Below are 25,028 nucleotides of genomic sequence, written 5' to 3'. Positions count from 1 at the left end.
GTGACCAGTGTTCGGAACACTGTCGCCGGGCACGGGCGCCGTGTGCGGTGGTGCTACCTGGCTAGCCGGCCTTCTTGACCGTGCGACCGTTGTCGGCGTACTCGTAGAAGCCGGCGCCCGACTTCTTGCCGACGAGTCCCGCCTCGACCATGCGCTGCAGCAGCGGCGGGGCCGAGTACAGGGGCTCCTTGAACTCCTCGTACATGGAGTCGGCGATCGACTTGACGGTGTCCAGACCGACGAGGTCGGTCAGGGCCAGCGGACCCATCGGGTGGGCGCAACCCAGGACCATCGTCTTGTCGATGTCCTCCTTGGTGGCGAAACCGGACTCGACCATCCGGATCGCCGAGAGCAGGTACGGCACCAGCAGTGCGTTGGCGATGAAACCTGCACGGTCGGAGGACCGCACGACCTGCTTGCCCAGTACGTCGGCGGCGAACGCCTCGGCGCGCTTGGTGACGGTGGGGCTGGTCTTCAGGGTGGTGACGAGCTCGACGAGCGGGAGCACCGGCACAGGGTTGAAGAAGTGCATGCCGATGACACGCTCGGGGGCACCGGTCGCGATACCGAGCTTCATGATCGGGATCGACGAGGTGTTCGATGCGAGCACCGCGTGGGGATCGGTGACGATCTTGTCGAGTTCGGCGAAGATCTCGCTCTTGATCTTCTCGTCCTCGACGACGGCCTCCACGACGAGCTGCCGATCGGCGAAGTCACCGAGATCGGAGGTGAAACGCAGACGCCATGCGGCCTGCTCACGCTCCCGTTCGGTGATCTTCCCGCTGCTCACACCCCGGTCCAGCGACCGGAGGATGCGGGCGCGTCCGGCAGCCGCGAGTTCGCGGGTCTGCTCGAACACCAGTACGTCGACATGAGCGCGTGCGCACACCTCGGCGATACCTGCGCCCATGATGCCGGCGCCGATCACGCCGACGCGCTGAATCTTTTCGCTGGTCACGTCAGCTCCTTCTCGTTGTGGGGGTCGTGGCCGAGGCCGGAAGTACAGGTGCGGACCCATCGGGTGCGCGGGTGCAGAACTGCCCCTGATACGCACGCACCCCGCGGCAGGACATGGGGACCTGTGGATCCCGCCGCGGGGTGGTGGCCTCTTCGGTGGCGCTTGTTCCTAGTGGAACTGGCCTTCCTCGGTGGAGCCCTTCAGGGCAGCCGTGGAGGTGTTGGGATCGACGGTGGTGGCGATGGTGTCGAAGTAGCCGGCACCGACCTCACGCTGGTGCTTGATGGCGGTGAAGCCGCGCTCCTTGGCCGCCTTGAACTCGCGCTCCTGCAGGTCGACGAAGGCCGTCATGCCCTCGCGGGCGTAGCCGTGCGCCAGGTCGAACATGCCGTAGTTGAGCGAGTGGAAGCCGGCGAGGGTGATGAACTGGAACTTGAAGCCCATCGCGCCGAGCTCCTTCTGGAACTTCGCGATGGTCGCGTCGTCCAGGTGCGCCTTCCAGTTGAAGGACGGCGAGCAGTTGTAGGCCAGCAGCTGGTCCGGGAACTCGCTGCGGACGCCCTCGGCGAACTTCTTGGCGACCTCGAGATCCGGCACACCGGTCTCCATCCAGATGAGGTCGGAGTACGGAGCGTAGGCCTTCGCACGGGCGATGCAGGGCTCGATGCCGTTCTTGACGTGGTAGAAGCCCTCGGCGGTGCGCTCACCGGTGATGAACGGGCGGTCGCGCTCGTCGACATCGGAGGTGATGAGGGTCGCGGCCTCGGCGTCGGTGCGGGCGATGACCACGGTCGGGACGTCCGCGACGTCGGCCGCGAGGCGAGCCGAGGTCAGGGTGCGGATGTGCTGCTGCGTGGGGATGAGCACCTTGCCACCGAGGTGACCGCACTTCTTCTCCGACGCGAGCTGGTCCTCCCAGTGCGAACCGGCGACGCCGGCCGCGATCATGGCCTTCTGCAGCTCGTAGACGTTGAGGGCGCCACCGAAGCCGGCCTCACCGTCGGCGACGATCGGAGCGAGCCAGTTGTCGACGGAGGTGTCGCCCTCGACCTTGGCGATCTCGTCGGCGCGCAGCAGCGCGTTGTTGATGCGGCGGACGACCTGCGGAACCGAGTTCGCCGGGTACAGCGACTGGTCCGGGTAGGTGTGGCCGGACAGGTTGGCGTCGCCGGCGACCTGCCAACCGGAGAGGTAGATGGCCTTCAGGCCGGCGCGGACCTGCTGGACCGCCTGGTTGCCGGTGAGGGCGCCCAGCGAGTTGATGTAGTCCTCGTTGTTGACGAGGTCCCACAGGATCTCGGAACCGCGGCGAGCGAGGGTGGCCTCCTCGACGACGTTGCCCTGCAGCTTGGCGACCTGCTCGGCGGTGTAGTTGCGGGTGATCCCCTTCCAGCGCGGATTGGTGTCCCAATCCTTCTGGATCTCTTCTGCAGTCCTCGGGGTGCCGGTGGTCGACATCAAATCTCCACTCTCTAGATCTGCCCCGCTCGGGATGAAGCAGTACGCATGTACGACTTCACATCCTTTGCGTGCCGTTCGGATGTACAAGAACGACAATGACACAGTCCAAAAAACCCGTCTACCTGTTGCTAATGCCAATCTCGGTTATTTTCGTTGCAGGCATTGCGAAGATTGCTAATCGATGGTCGGTCCAACTACCCGAATCGGGCACGCGTTTATTACCCGCGAGTAGCAACTACCTCGGCTTTTGCCGCTGTCGTCCGGCCCATGCCGTCGGAACGACCCGTCCCGACGAATCACCCACCGCGGGACGGACCGGACACCTGTCTGTGACTGCCTTCACAAGCGTTGATCGCCGTTTGTGATCCCCATTGACCCCTGGAATCCCATCCGTAACATGTCTCGGGCCGGATCGGGGCCGGTGCGTCGTAGCGCCTTCGTGTCTCAGGGCCCCGGCCGAACAGCCCCCGAACACGAGGAGTCGACATTCTCTCGAGTACGTCGCGGTCGATCGTCGAAGCGACCCTGCCGGTGGTCGGCGCCGAGATCGGCACGATCTCACGTGTCTTCTACAACCGGCTCTTCCGGGCCGTCCCGTCCCTGCGGGACACCTTCAACCGCACCAACCAGGCCAACGGGGCCCAGCAGCGGGCACTCGCCGACTCGGTCGCCGCCTTCGCATCACTGCTGGTCACCCATGCACCGACCGATATCGACCCCATCATGGAGCGGATCGCCGCCAAGCACGCGTCCCTCGGTGTGCAGGCAGCGCACTACGGGATCGTGCGGACGCACCTGTTCGCCGCGATCGCCGAGGTCCTCGGTGACGCCGTCACACCGCAGGTCGCCGTGGCCTGGCACGAGGTGTACACGCTGATGGCGAACTCGCTCGTCGAGCAGGAGACGGAGCTGTACCGGCGGGCCGGTGTGGCGCCCGGCGACATCTGGCGTCGCGTGGTCGTCACCGAGCACGAGTACGACGGCGCGCACGCGGCCACCCTCCACCTCCGTTCCGTCGACGGTGAACCGCTGCCGGCCTTCCTTCCCGGCCAGTACATCTCGGTGCGGGTCGCGCTGTCCGACGGCTCCGAGCAGATCCGCCAGTACACCGTGTTCCCCGGCAGGGTGAGCGGCGAGTTGGCCGTCACCGTCAAGCGCGTGCCGGACGGACTCGTCTCCCCCGTGCTCTGCGACGGCCTGCGCGTCGGCGATCACCTCCTCGTGTCGCCGCCCTTCGGCAGCGTCGTGGTCGATCGGGGCAGCGAACCGCTGCTGCTCGTCTCGGCGGGCGTGGGCGTGACGATGACCGTCGCGGCGCTGCGCGACATGCAGTCCCGAGGCGACGGCCGGAGCGTCGACGTCGTCCACATCGACCGCACCCCTTACGAGCAACCGCACCGGACCGAGATCGGCATCCTGGTCGACTCGTTGCCGGACGCCCGGCTGCACGTGCGCTACACCGAGTACGACGAGATCCGCAGCGACGGGCGAACTCCCCTGTCCGGGCTGACGATTCCGGGCGACGCCCGCACCTACGTGTGCGGTCCGATCCCGTTCATGCGTGCGATCCGCTCCGATCTCGTCGCGTCGGGCCTGTCCCCGGGGTCGATCCACTTCGAAGCGTTCGCGCCGGGCTCGTGGTTCGGTCTCGAGGCTCCACCGGTGCCCGTCGATTAACACGCTGCGAACGCCACCTTGCGAAGGCTGCGAGGCAGTTCTACCCTGGGCGAATGGCCAAGACCTATGTAGGCGCCCGGTTGCGGCAGCTACGCACCGAGCGAGGACTCAGCCAGGCTGCGCTCGCCAAGACCCTCGAGATCTCGGCAAGTTATCTCAACCAGATCGAGCACGACGTCCGGCCCCTGACCGTGCCCGTCCTGCTGCGCATCAGCGAGGTCTTCGGGGTGGACGCCACCTTCTTCTCCTCGCAGGACGACACCCGTCTGATCGCGGAGATGCGGGAGGTCGCGCTCGACCAGGAGATGGGCATCGAGGCCGACGCGCAGGAGATCGCCGAGATGGTCGCAGCCCATCCCACTCTGGCGCGCGCAATGGTCAATCTCCACCGGCGCTTCCGCAACACCACCGCGCAGCTCGCCGTCGCGACCGAGGAGAGGTACAGCGACGGCAGTGGCAGCGGTGCGATCACCATGCCCCACGAAGAGGTGCGCGACTACTTCTACCAGCGGCAGAACTACCTGCACGATCTCGACACCGCGGCCGAGGAACTGGCCAACCGCATCCGGTTCCATCGCGGCGACGTCGGCGGCGAGATCGCCCGCCGCATGACCACGGTCCACGACGTGCAGATCGTCAAGCGCATCGATCTGGGCGAGAACATCCTGCACCGCTACGACCCCGAGACCCGTGTCCTCGAAGTCGCGCCGCAGCTGTCCGGCGGGCAGCAGGTCTTCAAGCTGGCCATCGAACTCGCGTACCTGGAGTGCGGGGAGCTCATCGACCGCCTCGTCGCGGAGGGTTCGTTCACGAGCGACGCCTCGCGCGCGCTGGCCCGGCTCGGGCTCGCCAACTACTGGGCGGCCGCACTGATCCTGCCGTACACACAGTTCCACGAGATCGCCGAGGACTTCCGCTACGACGTCGAGCGTCTGTCGGCCTTCTACGGCGTCAGCTACGAGACGATTGCGCACCGTTTGTCGACCCTGCAACGTCCGAAGCTGCGGGGCGTCCCGTTCTCGTTCGTGCGCGTCGACCGCGCGGGGAACATGTCGAAGCGACAGTCCGCCACCGGTTTCCACTTCTCGACGAGCGGCGGTACGTGCCCGTTGTGGAACGTCTACGAGACCTTCGCCTATCCCGGCAAGATCATGACGCAGATCGCGCAGATGCCCGACGGTCGTCGCTATCTGTGGGTCGCGCGCACGGTCGAGCGTCGCGCCGCACGCTACGGCCAGCCGTCGAAGACGTTCGCGATCGGTCTCGGCTGCGAACTGCGGCACGCGCATCGCCTCGTCTACGCCGACGGTCTCGATCTCGACGAGTCCAACCCAGGCACGCCGATCGGCTCGGGTTGTCGCGTGTGCGAGCGGATGAACTGCCCGCAGCGTGCCTTCCCGCCCCTGGGCAAGGAGATCGACATCAACGAGCACCGTTCGTCGGTCTCGCCGTATCTGGTGCGCTGAGCGTCGGTAGGCTCGTCGCATGGCACGCACCCCCGACGCGATCGGCGCGAAGGCACTCGAGTTCCTGTCCGAGTACCACCTCGCGACGCTCACGACCCTCCGCAAGGACGGCTCGCCGCACGTCGTCGCCGTCGGGTTCACGTGGGACGGCGAGGCCTGCCTCGCCCGCGTCATCACCTTCGAGGGTTCCCAGAAGACCCTCAACGTCGAGCGCGGGGGTTACGCGGTGGTGAGCCAGGTCGACGGCGGTCGCTGGCTCACCCTCGAGGGCCCGGCCCGCGTGACCCGCGAGCCGGCCGACGTCCGCGAGGGCGAGTGTCGCTACGCCGGCCGCTACCGCGAACCCCGCCCCAACCCTCGCCGCGTCGTCATCGAGATCGCAGTCGAGCGCGTGATGGGTTCGGTCCTCGACCCCGCCTGACGCATCCGCTCGCTTGTTTGCCATCCGCAGCGGAAGCAGCTGCGGCAAATAGCTGGGACGGTAGCGGTTACCGCCGCGCACGGGCGACGGCACGGTCGAAGCGAGCGCGGACGACGTCGAACCGGGACAGTTCGGGCCACGTCCACCTGACCACTTCGAAGCCGAGGTCGCGCAGGGCGTCCTCCCGTCGCTTCTCGTTCCGTAGGGCCTCGACGCCTCCCTCGTCGTACTTGCCCATCCCGTCGAACTCACCGACGACTCCTTCGTCCTCCCAGAGGAAGTCGACCCGGGCGACGAACTGCCCGTCGGGTGTTCGTATCTCCTTCTGGAGCGTCGGTGCGGGCATGCCGGCCTGATGCATCCGGATGCGACTCAGCGATTCCCCCGGACTCTCGCTGCGACCGTCGAGAAAGGCAGCCACGCGTCGCGCCGCGGCGATACCCCTACGCGGCCCGGACTCGTCGAGACAACAGAGCAACGCGGAGCCGAACTCCGCATCGCGTGCCGCAGCGCAATCACCCGCGATCACGGCTTCGTCGAAGTCGAGTGTGCAGGCGAGATCCACGACGGTCCGGGCGAGCGAGGTGCAGGGAACGCCGTCCACCTCCGATCGCTCGTCTGCGGGAAGTGGTGCGACGTGCAGGTGGCGACTTGCGGTCCTGCGTCCCCCACCCGACCTGTCGCGGGTGACGTGGACCCGCGTGAGGTCCGGCTTCCACAGGGCGAGCCCGTGCAGGACGGCGGCGGACTCGTGGCTGATCACCGTACCCGGCGCGAGCACCGCCCCGACGGATCGCACGCGCACGCGATAGCGATCGAGTTCGTCGAGGGCGTCGTCGCGGTGGAGGTAGACGCCGGGTTCGAGTCGCTCGAGTTCACCGGCGCGTACCGCACGACGGATCTCGGAGTCGGTCATCCCGGAAGCGAGAGCGGTGGTCCGCAGGAAAGGCGTCGGTCGCATGCGGACCACCGTGCCCGATCGTCGTGGTACAGAAGCGGTGCGAACATCGGTATTCGCGTCGCCTGTGGATGATCCCGCCCCCTGTGGACAAACAGTTCGCTACACCGTCAGCCATCCGCCGCAGCGACTGCCGTAGCGGATCGCGAAGGTCGTAGCGGATGCTTGTGCGCACTTTGTAACACACGCGAAATCTGTGTCACGAGACCGTGACCGGAAGATATTCCCGCGCAACAACTCCCTTCTACTGTGTGGCCTCACGGATACAGCGCTGTATACGCCTCCCGGATACACCGGGGTCTTCTCCGGCCACACCTTCGAAGGAAGGGCTCTACATGTCTGTTGTCAGGTCCAGGCTCGCCACCCGCGCCATCGCGGCCCCCGCAGCACTCGTCGCAGTCGGACTCGTGCTGTCCGCCTGCGGAAGCCGCGCGGGTGACGAGGGCAGCACGGCCGCCTCCGGTGCTGCGTCGTGCGTCGACACCTCGGGCGACACCATCAAGGTCGGCTCGCTCAACTCCCTGTCGGGCACGATGGCCATCTCCGAGGTCACCGTCCGCGACTCGATCGCGCTGGCCGTCGAGGAGATCAACGCCGACGGCGGTGTGCTCGGCAAGCAGATCGAGATCGTCTCCGAGGACGGCGCATCCGAGCCGACGGTGTTCGCGGAGAAGGCCGAGAAGCTCATCGGATCCGACTGCGTTGCAGCGGTGTTCGGCGGTTGGACGTCGTCGAGCCGCAAGGCGATGCTGCCGGTCTTCGAGGACCGCAACGCGCTGCTGTACTACCCCGTCCAGTACGAGGGCCTCGAGTCGTCGTCGAACATCTTCTACACCGGCGCGACCACCAACCAGCAGATCGTGCCCGCATTGGACTACCTGAAGGAACAGGGCGTGAAGTCGCTCTACCTCGTCGGTAGCGACTACGTCTTCCCGCAGACCGCCAACCGCATCATCAAGGCGTACGCCGAGGCCAACGGCATCGAGATCAAGGGCGAGGACTACACCCCGCTCGGCTCCACCGACTTCTCCACCATCGTCAACAAGGTGCGCACCGCCGACGCCGACGCGGTGTTCAACACCCTCAACGGCGACTCCAACGTCGCGTTCTTCCGCGAGTACACCAACGCCGGCCTCAACGCGAAGGACATGCCGGTCGTGTCGGTGTCCATCGCCGAGGAGGAGGTGGGCGGCATCGGTGCGCAGAACATCGAGGGCCAGCTCACCGCGTGGAACTACTACCAGACCGTCGACTCCCCCCAGAACGCGTCCTTCGTCGAGGCGTACAAGGCGAAGTACGGTGCCAACAAGCCGACCTCCGATCCCATGGAGGCCGCCTACACCTCGGTCTACCTGTGGAAGAACACCGTCGAGAAGGCCGAGTCCTTCGAGGTCGACGACGTCATCGAAGCCGCCGACGGCGTGACCTTCGACGCCCCCGAGGGCACCGTCACCATCGACGGCGACAACCACCACATCACCAAGACCGCCCGCATCGGTGAGATCCGCGGCGACGGCCTGATCTACACCGTCTGGGAGTCCGACGGCGCCATCGAGCCCGACCCGTACCTCGAGTCCTACGACTGGGCGTTGAGCCTGTCCGGTAACTGAGCACGGAAGCCGAAGGGGGAGACGACATGGATGTCCTCGTAGGACAGCTCTTCACAGGATTGAGTATCGGATCGATCCTGTTGCTGGCAGCGCTGGGGCTGTCGCTGACGTTCGGCCAGATGGGCGTGATCAACATGGCCCACGGCGAATTCATCATGGCCGGCAGCTACACGGCGTTCGTCGTGCAGCAGGTGATCTCGTCGGCCGGGGTGTCCCTGTTCGTCTCCCTCCTCGTCGGCTTCCTGGTGGGCGGTGTGATGGGCGTGATCCTCGAGGTCACCCTCATCCGCCGCATGTACCACCGCCCGCTCGACACCCTGCTGGTCACCTTCGGTGTGGGCCTGCTGCTGCAGCAGGCCGCCCGCGACATCTTCGGCGCCCCCGCCGTCAACGTCGTCGCACCGTCCTGGCTCTCCGGTGGTGTGGAGATCTTCGGGGCCGTCGTCCCGAAGACCCGACTGTTCATCCTCGCCCTCGCCGTGGTCTGCGTGGTCGCCCTGATCGCGTCGATGAAGTACACGCCGATGGGACGACGGATCCGGGCCGTGGTGCAGAACCGCGATCTCGCCGAGACGGTGGGCATCTCGTCGCGCCGCACCGACATCACGACCTTCTTCCTCGGCTCCGGTCTCGCCGGCCTCGCCGGTGTGACTCTGACGCTCATCGGCTCGACCAGTCCGACGATCGGCCAGTCGTACCTCATCGACGCCTTCCTCGTGGTCGTCATCGGCGGTCTCGGTCGTATCGAGGGCGCGGTGCTCGCGGCCGTCGCACTGGGCCTGCTCAATTCGTTCATCGAGTACTCCACGACCGCGTCGATCGCGAAGGTCATCGTGTTCGTGCTCATCGTGATCTTCCTGCAGGTCCGCCCGCAGGGCCTGTTCGCCGTCAAGACGAGGAGCCTGGTCTGATGTCGTCGACATTCTCGGTCCGCAGCTTCACGAAACCCGGACCCGTCCGCACAGCAAGCGGATTCGCGATCGCCGCGATCGTCCTGTTCGGTCTCGCACCCGCAGTACTCTCCGATTTCCGTCTCGGCCTGCTCGGCAAGTTCCTGTGCTTCGCGATCGTCGCCGTCGGCATCGGTCTCGCCTGGGGTCGCGGCGGCATGCTCACCCTCGGCCAGGGTGTCTTCTTCGGCCTGGGCGCCTACATCATGGCGATGCACCTGAAGATCTCCGACGCCGAACTCCGCGGCGATGCGGTCCCCGACTTCATGCAGATCGCGGGCATCCGGGAACTCCCCGCCTACTGGGTGCCGTTCGCCTCCCCCGCCGTCACCCTGCTGGCGATCCTGATCGTGCCGGCGCTCATCGCCGCACTGCTCGGCTTCGGTGTGTTCGCCCGCCGCGTCAAGGGCGCCTACTTCGCCATCCTGTCCCAGGCGCTGGCCGCGGCCTTCGCGATCCTGCTCGTCGGGCAGCAGTCCACCGGAGGATCCAACGGCCTCAACCGTTTCCGCACCTTCTTCGGTTACGACCTGTCCGACCCGGTCAACAAGCGGATGCTGTTCTTCATCGTCGCCGCGATCCTGCTGCTCGTCGTCGCCGCGACCCGCCAGCTCATGCAGTCCCGCTACGGCGAACTGCTCGTCGCGGTGCGCGACCAGGAGGAGCGGGTCCGGTTCCTGGGCTACGACCCCGCGCTGATCAAGGTGGCCGCCTACACCGTCGCCGCCTTCTTCGCCGGTATCGCCGGTGCGATGTTCGTGCCCATCGTCGGCATCATCTCCCCCGCCGACGTCGGCATCGTCCCGTCCATCGCGTTCCTCATCGGTGTCGCCATCGGCGGACGCACCACCCTGCTCGGCCCGGTCCTCGGCGCGGTGGGTGTGGCGTGGGCGCAGACCACCCTGTCGGAGAACTTCCCCTCCGCCTGGACCTACGCGCAGGGCCTGCTGTTCATCGTCGTCGTCGGCTTCTTCCCCGCCGGCCTCGCCGGGGTCATCACCCTGCTCCGCCGACGCCGCCGCACCACCCCGACGGAACCCACACCGCCGGCCGAACCCGAGCCCGCCGACCTTCCCGAGATGGAGCCCGTGCGATGAGCAAACCCGTCTACGGCGGCAACGCCGGAATGAGCAGCGACTACCTCGAGATCCGCGACCTGCGTGTCACCTTCGACGGCTTCACCGCCGTCGACGGCGTCGACCTCACCCTCCTCCAGGGCGACCTGCGGTTCCTCATCGGCCCCAACGGCGCCGGCAAGACGACCCTCGTCGACGCCGTCACCGGTCTGGTCCCGGCGACCGGCTCGATCACGAAGTCGGGCGTCGAACTGCTCGGCAAGAAGACCCACAAGATCGCGCGCCTCGGTGTCGGCCGCACCTTCCAGACCGCTTCGGTCTTCGAGGAACTGTCGGTCCTGCAGAACCTCGACATCGCCGCCGGCGCGGGCCGCTCCCCGTGGCAGTTGCTGCGCCGCCGCAACGACGTGCTGCCCGAGATCGAGGAAGCGCTCGAGACGATCGGCCTGACCGCTCACCGCGACACTCCCGCGGGCATCCTCGCCCACGGGCAGAAGCAGTGGCTCGAGATCGGCATGCTGCTCGTGCAGAACGCCGACGTGCTGCTCCTCGACGAACCCGTCGCCGGCATGAGCCACGACGAACGCGAGGAGACCGGGCAGCTGCTGCGCCGCATCGGTGCGCAGCGCACGGTGGTCGTCGTCGAGCACGACATGGACTTCATGCGCGCCTTCGCCACCTCGGTCACCGTCCTCGCCCGCGGCAAGGTCATCGCCGACGGCACCGTCGACCAGGTCCAGAACGACCCGCAGGTCCAGGAGGTCTACCTCGGGACCGCCACCGCTCCCCAGGAGGCATGATGCTCGAACTCGTCGACGTCCGCGCCGGTTACGGTCGCACCGAGATCCTGCACGGCATCTCCCTCACCGTGCCGACCGGGAAGACCGTCGCGGTCATGGGCCACAACGGCGCCGGCAAGACCACACTGCTGCGCGCCGCCGTCGGCCTGCTGCCCGTCACGAAGGGGAAGATCCTCTTCGACGGTGACGACATCACGTCGCTGCGACCGTCCGCGCGGGTCGCCCGCGGTCTGGCCTACGTCCCGCAGGGGCAGCAGTCCTTCGGTCAGCTCACCTGCCGTGAGAATCTGCAGGTCGTCGCCGACACGCGCCGCAACGGCCGTCAGCTGGTCGCCGACATGCTCGACCTGTTCCCCGCGCTCGTCCCGCTGCTCGATCGCCGGGCGGGTCTGCTCTCCGGCGGCCAGCGCCAGCAGCTCGCGATCGCCCGCGCGCTGATCACCGAGCCGCGCATGCTCATCCTCGACGAGCCCACCGAGGGCATCCAGCCGTCGGTGGTCGCCGAGATCGAGAACACCATCGTCGAGCTCGGTCGCAGCGGCGACCTCGGGGTGCTGCTCGTCGAACAGCACATCGGTTTCGCCCTCGACAACGCCCTGCACTACTACGTCCTCGAATCCGGGCGCATCACCTCGACGGGTGACGGTGGTGTCGACGCCGCCTCCACCGTCCGTGCGGCGATGGCGATCTGATGGCCGCCGACACACGGCGCGAGAGGGTCTACAAGGCCCTGCGCGATCGCCTGATGGCCGGGACACCCTCCCCCGACGAACGACTCAGTGAAGAACGCCTCGCCGAGCAGTACGGGGTGTCGCGCACGCCGGTGCGCGAGGCCCTCGCCCGATTGGTCTCCGACGGACTCGTCGAACGCCGCGACCAGGGGCTGTACCCCTACCGTCCGCGCTTCGACGACCTCGCCGACCTGTACGAGCTGCGGACCACGCTGGAGCTGCGCGGGATCCGCCGCGCGCTCGACGGCGAGTCGGTGCGGCACGATCCCGACGTCCTCGGTCCCGAACTCGACCGCTGGTACGAGATCCGCGAGGAGCCGCCCGAGCCCGACGCCGGTTTCGTCACGCTCGACGAGCGCTTCCACATGACGCTGCTCGCCGCTTCCGGCAACCGTGCGCTGTGCGACGCGCTGGCCTCGGTGAACGCGAAGGTGCGCCCGGTGCGGATGTTCGACTATCTGACCCCCGACCGCATCGTCGCGACCGTCGACGAGCACATCGAGGTCGCCGAGCTGGTCCTCGCCGACAAGCTCGACGACGCCCACGACCTGCTGCTCGCTCACATCGACACTTCGCGATCGGTGGTCGTGCGCCGGGCCGAGGAGGCACGCGCCTTCGCCCGGATGGCCCGCGCCGTCCGAGACTGACACTTCCGGTCGTGTCACGTGACCGGAGGGGTCCGGTGCGGCACACTGGCGCTCATGACACCCCGCATCCCGCCCGGACGTTTCAAGGAACTCGGCCCGATCAACTGGGTGACATGGAAGGCCCTGTCCGCCGCCGGCGGCACCTCTGATGCCCACCTGTTCAGCACCCTCGGCCGCACCGGACGACTGTTCCGCGGGTGGTTGCACTACGCCGGCATGCTCATGCCGTTCGGCCGTCTCGGCCGGTTCGAATCGGAGATGGTCATCCTGCGCGTCGCGCATCTGCGCGAGTGCGGTTACGAATTCGACCACCACACCCGCCTGGGTCGCCGTGCCGGCATCACCGACGAGGTGCGCGAGCGTATCGTCGCCGGACCCGATGCTCCCGGCTGGCAGGCGAGGCATCGCGCACTTCTCCTCGCCGTCGACGAACTCGTGGCGACGAAGAATCTGTCCGACGAGAGGTGGGCGTCGCTCACGCAGTTCTACGACGACCGCAGGCTCATCGAGTTCTGCCTGCTGGTCACGCAGTACGACGCTCTCGCCACGACCATCGGGGTGCTGCGGATCGAACGCGACTTCTGATCCGTCCGCACCGGCCGGCATCCGTTCGGCGGCGCGATCCCTAACAAGGCTGTTACACAACGTCACAGCGGCGTCATTGCTGGTCCATAGCGTATACAGCCATGTCCACAAAGACGTATACAGAAGCGTCGGTCCCCTCGACCTTCGCCTTCGACACCCTGCTGGTCGCCAACCGCGGTGAGATCGCGTGCCGCATCATGCGGTCCGCGCACAAGCTGGGTCTGAAGACTGTTGCGGTCTACTCGGACGCCGACGCAGCGGCCGCACATGTCGAACTCGCCGACCTCGCGGTCCGGCTCGGCCCGGCTCCCGCAGCCGAGTCCTACCTGCGGGCCGATCTCGTCGTCGAGGCGGCCCTGGCCACCGGTGCGGGAGCGATCCATCCCGGTTACGGATTCCTCTCGGAGAACGCCGAATTCGCCGCTGCCTGCGAAGGTGCGGGAATCGCCTTCGTCGGGCCGACCCCCGACCAGTTGCGCGTCTTCGGCGACAAGCACACCGCCCGTGAGGCCGCCCGCGCGGTGGGCGCGCCCCTCGTCCCCGGTAGCGGCCTGCTCGATTCGCTCGACGACGCGCTCGCCGCGGCCGAGGACATCGGCTATCCCGTGATGCTCAAGGCCGTCGGCGGGGGCGGCGGTATCGGGATGCAGGCCTGCCACAGCGCCGACGACCTGCGTGGGGCGTACGAACGCGTCATCCGTCTCGCCACGGCGAACTTCTCGTCCTCCGGTGTCTTCCTCGAACGGTTCGTCCCCCGCGCCCGGCACGTGGAGGTGCAGGTCTTCGGCGACGGGCACGGCCGGACGATCAGCCTCGGCACCCGCGACTGTTCGTTGCAGCGCCGGAACCAGAAGGTCGTCGAGGAAGCGCCCGCGCCGAACCTCCCCGACCACATCGTCGAGCAGATGCTCTCGTGTTCACGCGCTCTCGCGTCGTCGGTGCGGTACCGATCGGCGGGCACGGTCGAGTTCGTCTACGACGTCGACCGCGGCGAGGTGTCCTTCCTCGAGATGAACACCCGACTGCAGGTCGAGCATCCGGTCACCGAGGAGGTCACGGGCGTCGACCTCGTCGAGTGGATGCTGCGTCTCGCGCGCGGCGACGACAGCATGCTGGGCGGCCTGCCCGATTCCGGACCCGAGCTCACCGGGCACGCCGTGGAAGCCCGTGTGTACGCGGAGGATCCGGGACGCGACCACCGGCCGAGCGCGGGTCTGCTCACCCACGTCGAGTTCCCCGCCCACACCCGTATCGAGACGTGGGTGGACACGGGCACCGAGGTCGGCACCTTCTACGACCCGATGCTCGCGAAGGTGATCGTGCGCGGCGAGTCGCGGCGCACAGCATTCGCCGGGTTGGCGGAGGCACTCGACGACACCCGGATCCACGGCGTGCAGACGAACCTGTCGAAGTTGCGCAGGATCTGCTCCGAGGCAACGGTTCTCGACGCGGAGCATGTCACCACGACGCTGGCGGACATCCCCCCTGCCGGACGTCGCATCGACGTGCTGCGCGCCGGCACGATGACGACCGTCCAGGACTTCCCGGGGCGGATCGGACTGTGGGAGGTCGGGATTCCGCCGTCCGGCCCGATGGACGATCTCTCCTTCCGCGCCGCGAACGTCGCCGTCGGCAACCCCGAGGGCGCACCCGGTCTCGAATGTACCCTGCTCGGCCCGCGCCTCGAGTTCTCCGATCCGACGATCGTGTGTGTCACGGGCGCCCCCGCCGAGGTCACCGTCGACGGTGTGCCGGTGCCGATGTGGGAGCCCGTCGAGGTCCCGGCCGGCTCCGTTCTCGAAGTCGCCGCCCCCGTCGACGCCGGTCTGCGCACCTATGTCGCGGTCCGCGGCGGACTCGACGTGCCGCTCTATCACGGCAGCGCATCGACGTTCACGCTCGGCGGCTTCGGTGGGCCGACCGGCAGGGCGCTCGCGACCGGCGACGTGCTCGGTCTCGCGTCCGGCGAGACACTCACCGATCCGGCGCCGGTCCCCACCGGGATCCGCCCTGCCTTCGGGCACACCTGGCATCTCGCGGTGACCGAGGGCCCGCAGCCGGCCCCGGCCTACTTCACCGCCGACGACCTGCAGCAGTTCTACGACGCGACGTGGACGGTGCAGACGCACGCCAACCGCACCGGCATCCGGCTCGACGGCCCGAAGCCCACCTGGTCGCGCACCGACGGCGGCGACGCCGGTCTGCACCCGTCGAACCTGCACGACAATCCGTACAGCGTGGGCGCGCTCAACGTCTCCGGCGACACCCCGATCCTGCTCGGCCCGGACGGTCCGAGTCTCGGTGGTTTCGCGTGCCCGCTCACCGTGGTCTCCGGCCACCGCTGGAAGCTCGGCCAGATCCGCCCCGGCGACTCGCTGCGGTTCGTGCCGGTCACCGACGAGGGGGCCGTCGAACTGCGCAACAGTGCGGCCCGCGGCGCCGACCTCCCGCCGGTCGCCCGGCAGAGCGCACCCGACGGTGGGCGCCTCGGTCGCATCGAGCCGTTCCTGGACCATCCCGAGGTCGTGTACCTGCGCGGCGGCGACGACAACATCCTCGTCGAATACGGCGAGATGGTGCTCGATCTCGGTCTGCGTATGCGGGTGCACGCACTGTCGGAGGCCCTGGCCGCCACGCGTCTACCCGGCATCGTCGACGTCACGCCGGGTGTGCGCTCGCTGCACATCCACTTCGATCCCGATGTGCTGCCGCAGTACCGCCTGCTCGGGGTGCTGCAGGATCTCGAGACGGAACTGCCCGCGACGCGCGATCTGGTGGTGCCGAGCCGTACCGTCCGCCTGCCGCTGTCGTTCGACGACCCGTCGATCGACGAGGCCATCTCGCGGTACCGCAGCGGGGTGCGCGACGAGGCGCCCTGGCTGCCGTCGAACACCGAGTTCATCCGGCGCATCAACGGTCTCGACTCGGTCGAGCAGGTCCGTGACACCGTCTTCGACGCCGAATATCTGGTCCTCGGTCTCGGCGACGTCTATCTCGGTGCGCCCCTGGCCGTTCCGCTCGACCCGCGGCACCGGCTGGTCACGACGAAGTACAACCCGGCCCGCACGTGGACGCCGTCCGACGCGGTGGGCATCGGCGGCAAGTACCTGTGCGTCTACGGCATGGAATCGCCGGGCGGGTATCAGCTGGTCGGACGGACGATCCCCATCTGGTCGAGCTACCGGCAGACGGGGCCGTTCGAGGAGGACAAGCCGTGGCTGTTCCGCTTCTTCGACCGCATCGTCTGGGAACCGGTGACGCCCGAGCAGTTGCTCGAACACCGGGCCGCGGCGAAGGCGGGCCGGTTCGACGCCGACATCTCCGACGGCACCTTCGCTCTCGCCGACCACCTGCGTTTCCTCGAGGACAACGCCGACTCCATCGACGCCTTCCACGCCGCGCAGTCCCGCGCGTTCGACGCGGAGAAGCAGGCCTGGCTCGAGGCCGGAGAGTTCGACCGCGTCGACAGCGAACCGATCGAGGTGTCCCCCGTCGGTGACCCGCTCGACGGCATGCCGCCCCGTGCCGTCGTCGTCGAGGCACCGATGGTCGGCAACGTGTGGCGCGTGGAGGTCGCCGAGGGCGACACCGTCACCGCCGGGGGCACCGCGGTGATCCTCGAGGCGATGAAGCTCGAGATGCCCGTGCCGGCGGAGACCAGCGGCACGGTCCTGAAAGTTCTCGTGAACCCGGGCACGAAGGTTGCACCCGGGACCCCCCTTCTCGTGATCGGAGCAGTCTGATGAGCATCGGCAGTACCCTCGACAACCCGGGTGTCGGATTCGCGGCGCCCGTCCCCTCGGTGAGGGTGTCCGCCACCGATCGCGTTCGTGCCGCACTGGGCCGCATCGACGAGGTGGACCGACCCGAGGTGTGGATCACGCTGCGCAGCGCCGACGATCTCCTCGCCGACGCCGCCGCCGTGGACGCGCGGGTCGCCGCCGGTGAGTCGCTTCCTCTCGCCGGTCTGGTCGTGGCGGTCAAGGACAACGTGGACGTCGCAGGAATCCCCACCACCGCGGCATGTCCCGAGTTCGCGTACGTCCCGGAGGAAACCGCTTCGGGTGTCGAGCGTCTGGTCGCCGCCGGCGCCGTCGTGCTGGGCAAGACCAATCTCGACCAGTTCGCCACCGGTCTCGTCGGCACCCGCAGCCCCTACGGGGCGGTGCGGTGTGCGTGGGATCCCGAGAAGGTCTCGGGTGGTTCGAGTTCCGGTTCGGCAGCCGCGGTGGCGCTCGGCATCGCCGACATCGGACTGGGCACCGACACGGCCGGTTCGGGACGCGTCCCCGCCGCCCTGCACGGAATCGTCGGCATCAAGGCCACTCTCGGCGTGATCCCGGCCCACGGTGTGGTCCCGGCCTGCGTCGACTACGACTGCCTCACGGTCTTCGCGACGTCGCTCGACCTGGCGGCGACCGCGATGCGGATCATGGCCGGACCCGAACCCCGCGACCCGCGCAGCAGGGCCTGGCCCGCGGACGTGCGACTCGCCGCGCCGAACACCCTGCGCGTCGCCGTGCCGCGCGCCGAGGACCTCGAGGCGCTGTGTGAGGAATACCGCGACGCCTTCACCCGCACGGTGACCGCGGCACGCGAGTCCGGCATCGAGATCGCGGAGGTGGATGTCTCACCGCTGCTCGACGCTGCCCTGCTCCTGTACGACGGTGCCGTCGTGGCCCAGCGCTACGCGGCCGTCGGCGAATTCCTGTCGACCGCACCGGAGGGAGCCGATCCCACCGTCGCCGCGATCGTCGCCGGCGCGAAGAAGCCCGCTGCCCACGAACTCGTCGAGGACCTCGACACCCTCACCCACGTGAAGGCGTTCGCCGCTGAACTGCTCGCCGGGTTCGACGGGTTGCTGCTCCCGACGACGACGGAACACCCGACGATCGCCGCGGTGCAGGCCGATCCGATCGCGATCAATCGACGGATGGGCACCTACACGAACTTCTGCAACCTGCTGGACATGGCAGCGGTGGCGGTGCCCGGCGCGCCCACGGCGGCCGGTGAGCCGTTCGGGGTCATGGTCGTGGTCCCGGCGTTCGGCGACCAGGTGGCCGTCGACGTCGCGGCCGCGCTGAACGGTGTGGATGCACCGCGCGTCGTCGAATCCGGCGTCGAACTCGCGGTCTTCGGAGCACACCTGCGCGGTCAGCCGCTGCACTTCCAGCTCGAGGAACTCGGGGCGCGTTTCGTCGAGGAGGTGCACACCTCCGACGCGTACCGTCTCGCCGCACTGAACACGACGCCGCCGAAGCCGGGACTGGTACGTCACGCACCGGGTGAGGGCGCCGCGATCGTGGGTGAACTGTTCCGGTTGTCGGAGGCCGCTCTGGGGCGGTTCCTCGCCGCGCTGCCCGCCCCGATGACGTTGACGAGTGTCGAACTGGCGGACGGGCGGTGGGTCGTCGGTTTCGGGTGCACGCAGGACGCAGCCGCCGACGCGGTGGACATCACCGAGTTCGGCGGCTGGAAGGCTTACCGGGCGTCCTGACCCCGGGCTCCGGAGTGCAGTTCTCGTCGGCGAATTCACGCATCGTCGACGAGAACTGCGCACCGGACGAACTGATCAGCGGGGCGGCGGATCGACCTTCACGCCGCCACCGGCGTGTTCCGGTCCGGCGTCGGGATGGTCGGCCGGCAGGCGGTCGCGGAACCGTGCGGCCTCGCTGGGGACGGGACCACCGGTGGGGTCCTGGGAGCGACGGTACGGTCCGGGCTTCGGCCGGGGCTTGCCGCCCGGGAAGGCGAGCCGGGCGATGGTGCGGTGCACCATGAACCATTGCTTGCCCAATCTGCCCGAGTTGTAGGGAAGTTCGTAGCGCTCGCAGATGTCCTTGACCTTCGGCGCGACCTCCGCGTAACGAGTACTCGGCATGTCGGGGAACAGGTGGTGCTCCACCTGGTAGCCGAGATTGCCGCTGAGGATGTGGAACAGCGGGGTGCCTTCGATGTTCGCGGCTCCGACGAGCTGCCGCACGTACCACCCGCCGCGCGACTCGTTCTCGACCTCCTTCTTGGAGAAGGTGTAGGTCTGGTCGGGGAAGTGCCCGCAGAAGATGATCGCGTGCGCCCACACGTTGCGGATGATGTTGGCCGTGATGTCGGCGAGAACCGTCGCGAGGAAGGTCTTCTCGACGCCGGGCAGATACCGGTCGGCGAGATGGGCTGCGGTGCGGAACTTTCCGGACCGCCCCTTGCCCATCGGTCCCTTACTCATCGACCGCAGTCGCCGGCCCAGACGCGACGTCTTCGGCTGGGGCAACCGGCCCTGCAGCGCGACCTGCGCGAGACCGAACAGCGCGGCACTCACCAGCGGCCAACCGACATAGTCCTTGACGAACTGCGCGCGGGCCTTGCCGAAGATGCCCTTCAGCTCCTCGATCACCTGCCCGGTCGACTTCTCGCCGGCCCACAACGCCTCGAGGTCGAGGTCGTGCAGCGCCACACCCCATTCGAAGAGCACGGTCAGCAGCGCGTTGTAGAGCGGTTGCGCCAGGTAGACGGGGTGCCACTTCTGGTGCGGGTCGATCCGCATGATCTCGTAGCCGAGATCCTTGTCGAGGCCGCGGATGTTCGTGAACGTGTGGTGGATGTAGTTGTGCGAGTGCTTCCACGCCTCTGCGGTGGAGGCGGTGTCCCAGTCCCACACCGACGAGTGGATGTCCGGATCGTTCATCCAGTCCCACTGGCCGTGCATGACGTTGTGGCCGATCTCCATGTTCTCGAGGATCTTCGCCACTCCGAGACAGGCCGTCCCGGCCACCCATGCGGGCTTGTACGACGACGCGAAGAGCAGTACCCGCCCCGCCACGACCAGCTGCCGCTGTGCGGCGATGACGTTCTTGATGTACTGCCGGTCCTTGTCGCCGAGACTCGAGTACACCTCGTCGTGGATGGCGTCGAATTCCTTGGCGATCTGCTCGAGATCGTCGTCGCTCAGATGCGCGAGCGGACTCTGTGGTTCCCGCGTTCCGGTGTCGGTCCTGTCGATGCTTCTCGTCACGACGCCCCCTGCTTCGAAGCCGGTTGCTTCACAGTTCTATTTCGATGTCACCCTCCGCGGTGTGGATGCAGGTACGCACCGCAGCCCCGGTGGGCTCGCTCACCTCGTCGGTCCGCAGGTCCCGGAGTTGCCCGGATTTCAGCGTTCCGACGCACGTGTGGCAGATGCCGATACGGCAGCCGTACGGCAACTTCAGGCCGGCGTTCTCGCCTGCGACCAGGATGGGTGTTCCCCCGTCGCACTCCACCTCTTTCTCACTGTCGAGGAAGTGGATGGTGCCGCCCTCGCCGCTCCCGGCATTCCCACCGATGATCGGCTGGAAACGTTCGAGATGGAATCTTTCGGGATCGCCGTGTTCGTCCCAGTGTTCTTCGAGGGCGTCGAGCAGGTCGCGCGGGCCCGAGCAGAAGGCGTCGCGTTCGCGCCAGTCGGGGCACAGAGCGTCGAGGTCGTCGGGGGTGATGCGGCCGCGGTCGCCGCTGAGCCACAGTTCGAGGCGCAGTCCGGGATGACGTTCGTCGAGGTCGCGCAGGGTCGAACCGAAGATCACCTCGTCCTCGGTGTGGGCGGAATGCACGACGACGACGTCGTCGATGCGGTCGCGGTGATCGAGGCTGCGCAGCATGCTCATGATCGGCGTGATCCCGCTGCCCGCGCTGATGAACAGCATCTTCGCGGGCAGCGGGTCGGGCAGGGTGAACACGCCCTCGACCTCGCCGAGCCGGACGATGTCGCCGGGCTCGAGTTTGCGGACCAGGTACGGCGAGACCACCCCGTTCTCGACGAGTTTGGGCGTGACGCTGATGAGCCCGTCGACCGGATCGGGATCGGAGGTGAGCGAGTACGCGCGCCAGTGGTAGACCCCGTCGATGATCACCCCGAGCCGCACGTACTGGCCCGGCTCGTGCCCGCGCCACTCGTAGGCCGGGCGGATGAGCACCGACGCGGCGTCGCCACCCTCGGGGACAATCCGCTCCACACGGCCGCGCAGTTCGCGGGTCGTCCAGAGCGGGTTGATCATCTCGAGATAGTCGTCGGGCCGCAGAGGTGTGAACAGGTGCCGCACCGTGCGCAGCAACCATCTCCGAATCGGGTGCACGTGTGGGCGAGCGCCGCGTTCCGCCATGGCGCAACAGTACGCGGGCGCGCACAGCTCACGTGCGAATTCGTCGCCGATGTGGGATCGGTGACAGGTCAGCGCAGGATCGTCAGTTGCACCACCGAATCGGCGTTCGCGACGAGGCGGTGCACGATGCCGGCGTCGACGTGGACGGCGGTACCCGGCACGAGCGAGACGGTCTCGTCGGCGGTGCCGAACGAGATGTCGCCGGTGACGGTCTGCACGAGGATCGGAGCGCCGGCCTTGTGGTCGTCCATCGTCTGCCCGGCGATGAAGGACAGCCGCACCACGGTGGCGCCGGTGACCGCCGCGAGCTTCTCGATGCGCGGCCCGCTCCCCTCCCCCGGGTGGAGCTCCGCGAGCCCCTCGATACGGGTGAGCTTGCCCTCGACCTGCTGTGTACTCATCACGCTTCCTTCTTCGTGGCGACGATCTCGATCGCGACCAGGTGCTTCTTGTACTTCGTGAACGTCGACCGCATCTGCAACACCCGGTTGCGGGCCTCGGAGTCGCGAAGGACGTTGCGGACGAATTTCAGGGTGCCGGGCAGGCCCTCGTCGGCGAGGATGCGCTTGGGTTCGAGCAGCGCCATGGGGGCGAAGCCGACCTTCTCGACCTCGAATCCGTTCTCCTCGAACAGGCTCCGCCATTCTGCCGCGGTGAGCGGGCGGGCGTTGACCTTGATCGAGCGCGCGAGCGACTTGCGGATCTCGGTCTTGACATCGTCGTCGACCTCGTCGGGTTCGATCGCGAGTTCGTGGATGGCGTACCGGCCGCCGGCGCGGAGCACCCGGCGGGCCTCCTGCACGATCTCCGCCTTGTGCCTGTCGGTCTGCATGGTGAGCATCGCTTCGCCGACCACGACGTCGGCGACCTCGTCGTCGAGTCCGGTCTTCGACGCCTCGCCGCTGACCACCCTGCCGCCACCGGCGATGGCCTTGCGCGTCAGTTCGGCTGCCGTCTCGTCGGATTCGACGCCGGTGTAGCTGCCGGGCGAGTACGCGAGGATCTCCTGCGCCGTACGGCCGAGGCCGGGCGCGAACTCGACGACGTCCGCGCCGCGCAACCGCGCGTCGGCGAGCACGCGTGCCGTCAGTTCCTTGCCGCCGGGCCGGAGCACACGCTTGCCGAGGCGGGCGAGCAGCCAGTGTCCCGGCAGGTGGGCGGTGTCCCTACCGGCAAGGGGCAGAGCATCTTCCGATGCGCGCTCATTCGTCATGTTCTGCACTCTTTCTCGCGAGGCCAAGGGTAGCCACAGTTCCGAGGCCTTCCGGACCGGTCGTAACGTGGACGGTGAGCCGGTCGTCGCCTCCATGACGCCGACTATAGAGGATTTTCCTCCTTTTAATAAGGTGACCCTCACCTAAGAGTCACCGCGGGCGCGACGGGAGAGCGGACTTGGCACGGCGGGTGAAGCAACGCGAGCGGATTCTGGGACTGCTGCGGGAGTCCCCGGGGCCGGTCGACGCCCATCACCTCGCCGCCACGCTCGACCTGCACGTCACGACCGTCCGCTTCCACCTCACAGGCCTCGAGGAGGAAGGTCTCGTCCGCACCCGGCAACTTCCGGCCGAGCGGGTCGGGCGCCCGCGTCTCGGCTACGTCGCGGTGAAGGAACCGTCCTACACCGATCTCGTCGCGCTGCTCGCCGCGCGGATCGGGGGCACCCCCACCGAGCGCGAGGACAAGGCGTTCGAGGTGGGCTCGGACTGGGCGGGCATGCTCGCCCTGGCACCCGCACCGACCGTCGACGCCGGCACGCTCGTCATCGACGCCCTGCAGCAGTTGGGGTTCGAGACACAGACCGCGACGAACGCCTTCGGCACCCACAGCCTCACGTTGTGCACGTGCCCGCTCGCGGAGATCGCCCGCACGAATCCCGAAGTGGTGCGCGGCATCCAACGCGGATTGATCCAGCGCGTCCTCGACGACCACGCCGACCTGCTGCGCAGCCGCTACGCCGTCGATGTCCGGCCCGACCCGCAGGACGGCAACTGTCTCGTCCAACTGGTGCTGCGCCCGGAGAAGGGCGGAACGACGTCAGCCCGCGACGACGGTCGAGTCGTCACGGGCTGAGCCGGTACATCCGAGCGGGGATCCGCCCACACGGAAGAAGGGTGAACGCGGGGCCTCGGGTCGGCCCCGCATCCTCAAAAGTTGATCATGTGTCCTGCGAGACCGTGGATGGCCTCCTGCAGCGCCTCGCTCAGAGTCGGGTGCGTGTGGACGTTGCGCGCGAGCTCGTTGACCGTGAGGTCCCACTTCTGGGCCAGGGTCAGCTCGGGCAGCAGCTCCGAGACGTCGGGGCCGATGAGGTGGCCGCCGATGAGCTCACCGTGGGTCTTGTCGGCGATGAGCTTGACGAAGCCGTTGGGATCGCCCAGACCGTGCGCCTTGCCGTTGGCGGTGAACGGGAAGGTCGCGACCTTCACGTCGTAGCCCTCGGCCTTCGCCTGCTCCTCGGTGAGACCGAAGGAGGCGACCTGCGGCTGGCAGAAGGTCGCGCGCGGCATCATGCGGTAGTCGCCGAGCTCGAGGGTCTCGGCACCGCCGATGGTCTCGGCCGCGACCACGGCCTGCGCCTCCGCGACGTGCGCGAGCTGCAGCTTCGCGGTGACGTCGCCGATGGCGTAGATGCCCTTGACGTTGGTGCGCATGCGCTCGTCGATCGCGATGGCGCCGCGGTCGGTGAGCTCGACGCCGGTGTTCTCGAGGCCGTAGCCCTCGACGCGCGGCGCGAAGCCGACCGACTGCAGCACCTTGTCGACCGTGACGGTCTCGACGTTGCCGGACTTGTTGTCCTTGATCTCGACGGTCACCTTCGAGCCGTCGTCGGAGATCTTCTGCACGGCGGCACCGGTCTTGATGGTGATGCCGAGCTTCTTGTACGCCTTGGCGATCTCCTTGGAGACGTCGGCGTCCTCGTTGGGCAGTGCGCGGTCGAGGAACTCGACGATGGTGACGTCGACCCCGTAGTTCTTCAGGACGTAGCCGAACTCCATGCCGATGGCGCCGGCACCGACGATGACGATGGACTCGGGGAGGTCGCGGGTGAGGATCTGCTCCTCGTAGGTGACGACATTGTCGCTGAGCTCGGTGCCCGGCAGCAGCTTGGTGACGGAGCCGGTGGCGATGATGACGTTGTCGAAGGTCACCTGTTCGGTGCCGCCCTTGGTGAGGGCCACCTCGATGGTCTTGGCGTCGACGAACGAGCCCTTACCGTCGTATTCGGTGATCTTGTTCTTCTTCATGAGGAAGTGCACGCCCTTGGTGCGCCCGTCCGCGACCTTGCGGCTGCGGTCGTAGGCGGCACCGAAGTCGAAGGACACGTCTCCCGAGATGCCGAAGGTCTTGGCCTCTTTGTTGAAGAGATGTGCCAGCTCGGCGTTGCGGAGAAGTGCCTTCGAGGGGATGCAGCCGACGTTCAGGCAGACACCACCCCAGTACTTCTGCTCGATGATGGCGGTGCTCAGTCCCAGCTGTGCCGCGCGGATAGCAGCGACGTACCCACCGGGACCGGCTCCGAGGACAACGACGTCATAGTGTGAGGTCACGGATA

At 67.7% G+C, this 25,028-nt stretch carries 21 protein-coding genes; 13 read left to right on the top strand and 8 right to left on the bottom strand.

The window, feature by feature from the left end; all coding sequences use genetic code 11:
- Positions 1 to 61 precede the first annotated feature (61 nt).
- Both B9C99_RS03875 and aceA read right to left on the bottom strand, forming a co-directional pair.
- Positions 62 to 958 carry a 3-hydroxybutyryl-CoA dehydrogenase gene (locus B9C99_RS03875; protein ID WP_016693080.1) on the bottom strand — a complete coding sequence of 299 codons (897 nt, stop codon included), beginning with the start codon at positions 956 to 958 and terminating at the stop codon, positions 62 to 64.
- A 168-nt stretch (positions 959 to 1,126) separates the two neighbouring features.
- Complete coding sequence (aceA, locus tag B9C99_RS03870; protein ID WP_006553580.1) at positions 1,127 to 2,416, bottom strand: isocitrate lyase; 1,290 nt, start codon at positions 2,414 to 2,416, stop codon at positions 1,127 to 1,129.
- A gap of 534 nt (positions 2,417 to 2,950) precedes the next feature.
- Between aceA and B9C99_RS03865 the strand changes: the two genes are divergently transcribed.
- Genes B9C99_RS03865 through B9C99_RS03855 form a run of 3 tightly spaced genes read left to right on the top strand, consistent with a single transcriptional unit; the run spans position 2,951 to position 5,983 of the window.
- A complete protein-coding gene (locus tag B9C99_RS03865) occupies positions 2,951 to 4,096 on the top strand; it encodes a globin domain-containing protein (RefSeq protein ID WP_253249981.1) in 1,146 nt (381 codons plus the stop codon).
- Positions 4,097 to 4,149: 53 nt separating this feature from the next.
- Positions 4,150 to 5,562, top strand: coding sequence for an acetate metabolism transcriptional regulator RamB (ramB, locus tag B9C99_RS03860; protein WP_088897027.1), 1,413 nt, complete (start codon positions 4,150 to 4,152; stop codon positions 5,560 to 5,562).
- 19 nt (positions 5,563 to 5,581) lie between these two features.
- A complete protein-coding gene (locus B9C99_RS03855) occupies positions 5,582 to 5,983 on the top strand; it encodes a PPOX class F420-dependent oxidoreductase (RefSeq protein ID WP_088897026.1) in 402 nt (133 codons plus the stop codon).
- 67 nt (positions 5,984 to 6,050) lie between these two features.
- Here the strand turns inward: B9C99_RS03855 and B9C99_RS03850 are convergent, their stop codons facing one another.
- The gene (locus B9C99_RS03850; RefSeq protein WP_237451320.1) at positions 6,051 to 6,944 is read right to left on the bottom strand and encodes a type IV toxin-antitoxin system AbiEi family antitoxin domain-containing protein; all 894 of its coding nucleotides are present in this window, start codon (positions 6,942 to 6,944) and stop codon (positions 6,051 to 6,053) included.
- Between the two features lie 332 nt (positions 6,945 to 7,276).
- On the opposite strand from B9C99_RS03850, the gene urtA reads away from it, so the two are divergent.
- The 9 genes from urtA (at position 7,277) to atzF (ending at position 18,837) form a co-directional block, all read left to right on the top strand.
- Positions 7,277 to 8,551, top strand: a complete 1,275-nt coding sequence (urtA, locus tag B9C99_RS03845) for an urea ABC transporter substrate-binding protein (RefSeq protein WP_088897024.1) — start codon at positions 7,277 to 7,279, stop codon at positions 8,549 to 8,551.
- Between the two features lie 26 nt (positions 8,552 to 8,577).
- Positions 8,578 to 9,462 (top strand): urea ABC transporter permease subunit UrtB, encoded by an 885-nt coding sequence (gene urtB, locus B9C99_RS03840; protein WP_088897023.1) that lies wholly within the window; start codon positions 8,578 to 8,580, stop codon positions 9,460 to 9,462.
- Positions 9,462 to 10,598 (top strand): urea ABC transporter permease subunit UrtC, encoded by a 1,137-nt coding sequence (gene urtC / locus B9C99_RS03835; RefSeq protein WP_016693073.1) that lies wholly within the window; start codon positions 9,462 to 9,464, stop codon positions 10,596 to 10,598. The genes urtB and urtC overlap by 1 nt, the downstream gene beginning before the upstream one ends.
- Positions 10,595 to 11,377 carry an urea ABC transporter ATP-binding protein UrtD gene (gene urtD / locus B9C99_RS03830; RefSeq protein WP_088897022.1) on the top strand — a complete coding sequence of 261 codons (783 nt, stop codon included), beginning with the start codon at positions 10,595 to 10,597 and terminating at the stop codon, positions 11,375 to 11,377. Before urtC ends, urtD begins: the two co-directional genes overlap by 4 nt.
- Entirely contained in the window at positions 11,377 to 12,069 is a 693-nt protein-coding gene (gene urtE / locus B9C99_RS03825; RefSeq protein WP_088897021.1) for an urea ABC transporter ATP-binding subunit UrtE, read from the top strand. Before urtD ends, urtE begins: the two co-directional genes overlap by 1 nt.
- Positions 12,069 to 12,755 carry a GntR family transcriptional regulator gene (locus B9C99_RS03820; RefSeq protein WP_088897020.1) on the top strand — a complete coding sequence of 229 codons (687 nt, stop codon included), beginning with the start codon at positions 12,069 to 12,071 and terminating at the stop codon, positions 12,753 to 12,755. The genes urtE and B9C99_RS03820 overlap by 1 nt, the downstream gene beginning before the upstream one ends.
- Positions 12,756 to 12,809: 54 nt before the next feature.
- Entirely contained in the window at positions 12,810 to 13,340 is a 531-nt protein-coding gene (locus B9C99_RS03815) for a carboxymuconolactone decarboxylase family protein (protein ID WP_088897121.1), read from the top strand.
- A 101-nt stretch (positions 13,341 to 13,441) separates the two neighbouring features.
- Positions 13,442 to 17,083, top strand: coding sequence for an urea carboxylase (gene uca, locus B9C99_RS03810; RefSeq protein WP_088897019.1), 3,642 nt, complete (start codon positions 13,442 to 13,444; stop codon positions 17,081 to 17,083).
- On the top strand, positions 17,083 to 18,837 hold the full coding sequence (gene atzF / locus B9C99_RS03805) for an allophanate hydrolase (protein WP_253249980.1): 1,755 nt from the start codon (positions 17,083 to 17,085) through the stop codon (positions 18,835 to 18,837). The genes uca and atzF overlap by 1 nt, the downstream gene beginning before the upstream one ends.
- Before the next feature lie 75 nt (positions 18,838 to 18,912).
- Here the strand turns inward: atzF and B9C99_RS03800 are convergent, their stop codons facing one another.
- From B9C99_RS03800 to B9C99_RS03785, 4 genes are all read right to left on the bottom strand, one after another.
- Positions 18,913 to 20,349, bottom strand: a complete 1,437-nt coding sequence (locus tag B9C99_RS03800; protein WP_088897018.1) for an acyl-CoA desaturase — start codon at positions 20,347 to 20,349, stop codon at positions 18,913 to 18,915.
- Positions 20,350 to 20,377: 28 nt separating this feature from the next.
- The gene (locus B9C99_RS03795) at positions 20,378 to 21,475 is read right to left on the bottom strand and encodes a ferredoxin reductase (protein ID WP_088897017.1); all 1,098 of its coding nucleotides are present in this window, start codon (positions 21,473 to 21,475) and stop codon (positions 20,378 to 20,380) included.
- 68 nt (positions 21,476 to 21,543) lie between these two features.
- Entirely contained in the window at positions 21,544 to 21,876 is a 333-nt protein-coding gene (locus B9C99_RS03790) for a cupin (RefSeq protein ID WP_088897016.1), read from the bottom strand.
- Positions 21,876 to 22,688, bottom strand: a complete 813-nt coding sequence (locus tag B9C99_RS03785; RefSeq protein WP_172414859.1) for a class I SAM-dependent methyltransferase — start codon at positions 22,686 to 22,688, stop codon at positions 21,876 to 21,878. Before B9C99_RS03785 ends, B9C99_RS03790 begins: the two co-directional genes overlap by 1 nt.
- Before the next feature lie 179 nt (positions 22,689 to 22,867).
- Between B9C99_RS03785 and B9C99_RS03780 the strand changes: the two genes are divergently transcribed.
- Positions 22,868 to 23,545, top strand: a complete 678-nt coding sequence (locus B9C99_RS03780) for a metalloregulator ArsR/SmtB family transcription factor (protein WP_253249976.1) — start codon at positions 22,868 to 22,870, stop codon at positions 23,543 to 23,545.
- Positions 23,546 to 23,619: 74 nt separating this feature from the next.
- Here B9C99_RS03780 and lpdA read toward each other — a convergent pair whose 3' ends face one another.
- Entirely contained in the window at positions 23,620 to 25,023 is a 1,404-nt protein-coding gene (lpdA, locus tag B9C99_RS03775; RefSeq protein ID WP_059384716.1) for a dihydrolipoyl dehydrogenase, read from the bottom strand.
- Between the last annotated feature and the right edge of the window lie 5 nt (positions 25,024 to 25,028).

The organism is Rhodococcus sp. BUPNP1, from assembly GCF_002215235.1.
Lineage (GTDB): Bacteria > Actinomycetota > Actinomycetes > Mycobacteriales > Mycobacteriaceae > Rhodococcus.
Note: the sequence above shows the minus strand (reverse complement) of the source record. Positions and strands in the feature narration are given on the sequence as shown.